4 protein-coding genes are annotated in these 3,072 nt (G+C 70.9%); all 4 read right to left on the bottom strand.

Annotated elements, in window-relative coordinates; genetic code table 11:
• Positions 1-512 (bottom strand): imidazole glycerol phosphate synthase subunit HisF (gene hisF / locus ACIRDX_RS22270; protein ID WP_396627611.1); only part of this gene is annotated, 512 nt, incomplete at its 3' end.
• Positions 512-1,243, bottom strand: a complete 732-nt coding sequence (gene hisH / locus ACIRDX_RS22265; protein ID WP_396627610.1) for an imidazole glycerol phosphate synthase subunit HisH — start codon at positions 1,241-1,243, stop codon at positions 512-514. The genes hisF and hisH, both read right to left, overlap by 1 nt.
• Complete coding sequence (gene hisB / locus ACIRDX_RS22260; protein WP_396627609.1) at positions 1,240-1,827, bottom strand: imidazoleglycerol-phosphate dehydratase HisB; 588 nt, start codon at positions 1,825-1,827, stop codon at positions 1,240-1,242. The genes hisH and hisB overlap by 4 nt, the downstream gene beginning before the upstream one ends.
• Complete coding sequence (locus tag ACIRDX_RS22255) at positions 1,812-2,975, bottom strand: pyridoxal phosphate-dependent aminotransferase (RefSeq protein WP_396627608.1); 1,164 nt, start codon at positions 2,973-2,975, stop codon at positions 1,812-1,814. Before ACIRDX_RS22255 ends, hisB begins: the two co-directional genes overlap by 16 nt.
• Positions 2,976-3,072: the final 97 nt, after the last annotated feature.

Raw genomic sequence — 3,072 nt, 5'->3', positions numbered from 1 at the left:
GTGAGCAGGATCTCGCCGGCGCCGCGATCGGCGGCCTCGCGGGCCCACTCGACGGCGTCGCGCCCGGTCGGCGTCGAGCCGCTGCGCACGTACACGCCGAAGCGATCGCCCTCGAGCGTCGCGTCGATCGCCACCACGACGGCCTGTGATCCGTAACGACGTGCCAGTGCGGTGATCAGCGCCGGGTTGGCCACGGCGGCGCTGTTGATGCTGACCTTGTCGGCGCCCGCCTCCACAGCCGCCGCCGCATCGTCTTCAGACGCGATGCCGCCGCCCACCGCCAGCGGGATGAACAGCTCCTTCGCGACCGTCGCCACCGTGCGCGCCATCGTGCGGCGCTTCTCCAGCGTCGCCGTCACGTCGAGGATCACGAGCTCGTCGATCCCCTCCACGTTGTAGCGCTTGGCGAGCTCCGCGGGGTCGCCGGCGTTGCGCAGCCCCTCGAAGTTCACGCCCTTCACGACCTGCCCGTCGCGCACGTCGAGGCACGCGATGATGCGCTTGGACAGCATCAGCGTCCCCCTCGAGGCCGGTCTGCATCGGCCGGCCGAGATCCGCCGAAGCCGCCAGGCGAAGGCGGACGGCCATCGCAGGCGACATCCAGGAAATTCCGCAACATGCGTAACCCCGTATTCCCGCTCTTCTCGGGATGGAACTGCGCGCCGAACACGAGGTCGTGCTCGACGACGCTGGCGAAGGGTACACCGTGCGTGGTGAGGGCGACGGTGGCCTCGCTGTCGGGCGCGACGTACGAGTGCGTGAAGTAGGCCTGCGCCTCGTCCTCGATGCCCACGAGCAGCCGCGACGGCCGCCCCGTCTGCTTCAGCGCATTCCAGCCCACGTGAGGCACTTTCAACCGGGCGGGTGCGCCCGCCCGGTTGTCCGCCGAAGCCTTGGCGAAGGCGGACTCATCACCCGGCTCCAGCTTCACGCAGCGGCCGGGCAGCACGCCGAGGCCGGGCACGTCCGGCGCCTCTTCGCTGCCTTCGAAGAGCCATTGCTGGCCGAGGCAGATGCCGAGCAGCGGGACGCCTGCGGCGAGGCGCGCCTTGATGGCGGCGTGCCAGGTGGCGTCGAGCGCGGCGGTGGCCTCGAAGTGGCCGACGCCGGGCACGATGATCGCGTCGGCGCCGTCGAGGTCCTCGGGGCGTTCGGGCGTGAGGATCTCCGCGCCGAGAGACGTGAGCGCCTTGCGCACCGACGTCAGGTTGCCGGCCTTGTAGTCGATGAGGGCAACGATCACAGCAGGCCCTTCGTGCTCGGCAGCATGCGCGCGAGCTGCTTGTCCTTCGCGCAGGCGACGCGCATCGCGCGCGCGAAGGCCTTGAACACGGCCTCGATGCGGTGGTGGCTCGAGCGGCCGTACATCACCTTCACGTGGACGTTGGCGCGCGCGCCCTGGGCGAAGCCCTCGAAGAAGTCGTGCAGCAGCTCCACCTGCAGGTCGCCGACCAGCCGCACCTTCACGCCGAGATCGACCACCGCGTGCGGGCGGCCGCTGAGGTCGACGGCCGCAATCGCCAGCGTCTCGTCCATCGGCATCAGGAAGTAGCCGGCGCGGTTGATGCCGAGCTTGGTGCCGAGCGCCTGGGTGAAGGCCTCGCCGAGCGCGATGCCGACGTCTTCCACGGTGTGGTGCTGGTCGACGTCGAGGTCGCCGTCGGCCCTCAGCGTCATGTCGAAGGCGCCGTGCCGCGTGAACAGCTCCAGCATGTGATCGAAGAAGCGGATGCCGGTGGCGATCTCGTACCGGCCCTTGCCCTCGATGCCGAGCTTGATGTCGATCTTGGTCTCGCGGGTGTGCCGCGTGATCACGCCCTTGCGCACAGGATCTCCTCCATGGCGTCGATGCACGCCCGGGTGTGGGCGACGAGCCCGGTGGTCACGCGCACGCAGCCCGCGCAGCCAGGCTGCGTGTCGCGATCGCGGATGTAGATGTTGCGGGCCTGCAGCCCGTCGATCAGCGCGCGGCGACGATCGCCGGCGCGCACGAGCACGAAGTTGGCCTCGCTGCGCACGTAGCCGAGGCCCCAGCGGTCGCACGCCGCGTACAGCAGCTCGCGCGACTCGCGCACCTGCGCGCGGTAGCCGTCCATGTAGGCGCGATCGGCGAGTGCCGCCTCGAGCGCCGCCACCACGAACACGTTGAGCGAATAGGGCGGCAGCACGCGACGCATCCGCGTGATCACGTCCTCGCGTCCCACCAGCGCGCCGACGCGCATGCCCGCCAGGCCGTACGCCTTGGCGAACGTGCGGCCGACCACCATGTTCGGGTAGGCGTCGATCATCGGGATCACGCTCTCGCCGCCGAACTCCACGTAGGCCTCGTCGAGCAGCAGCAGCCCGCCGGGCGGCAGGATCGACGCCAGCCACGCCACCTCGTCGCGCGTGAGCGACAGGCCGCTCGGGTTGCCCGGCGATGCGATGAACAGCACCCCGGTGCGTGGCGTGACCGCCGCGGCGATCGCCGCGCGATCGAGCGACAGCTCCGGCCCCGGCATCACCCGCACCACCGTGCCGCCCACAGCCTCCACCGCATCGGCATACATCCCGAACGCCGGCTCGATGATGACGGCCTCGGAAAGGCTGCCCCCGGACGTAGGCGCGGGACTTGTCCCGCGCGCGGCGTCGGAGGGGCTACCGGCTGTAGGCTGCAGGCTGCCCGATCCTCCGGTACCCGGCACCCCGTACCCGGTACCCGGGCTCCTGAGCTGCGCCAGCGCGATGGCGAAGATGCCCTCGTCGAGGCCGTTGGTCAGCACCACCCGCGCCGGCGCGACGCCGAGGTGATCGGCGACGGCCTGCGTCACGCGCGTGTAGTCGGGGTACTTCGCGATGGTCTCGCGCGTCACGCGTGCGATGGCCTCGACCACCGCCGGCGAGCAGCCACCGGTGTGTTCGTTGAGGTGCAGCCGCAGTGCGTCGGCGGGCGCGTCCGCGCGGTCGTACGCGTAGACGTCGGGCGTGCTGCTCATCGGCGGGACCTGGCTAACGGCCGGGTCGGAGACCCGGCCCTACCCACGCGGAGGCGGATCGAGGCGGCGTGCAGCTTCAACCCCTCCGCGTCGGCCA

The organism is Luteitalea sp., from assembly GCF_044337415.1.
In the GTDB taxonomy this organism is placed as follows: domain Bacteria; phylum Acidobacteriota; class Vicinamibacteria; order Vicinamibacterales; family Vicinamibacteraceae; genus Luteitalea.
This window is presented reverse-complemented; position numbering and strand designations above follow the sequence as displayed.

Coding starts and splice junctions, on each gene's coding strand:
- ACIRDX_RS22255 (WP_396627608.1), bottom strand. CDS start 2,975: ATGAGCAGCACGCCCGACGTCTACGCGTACGACCGCGCGGACGCGCCC.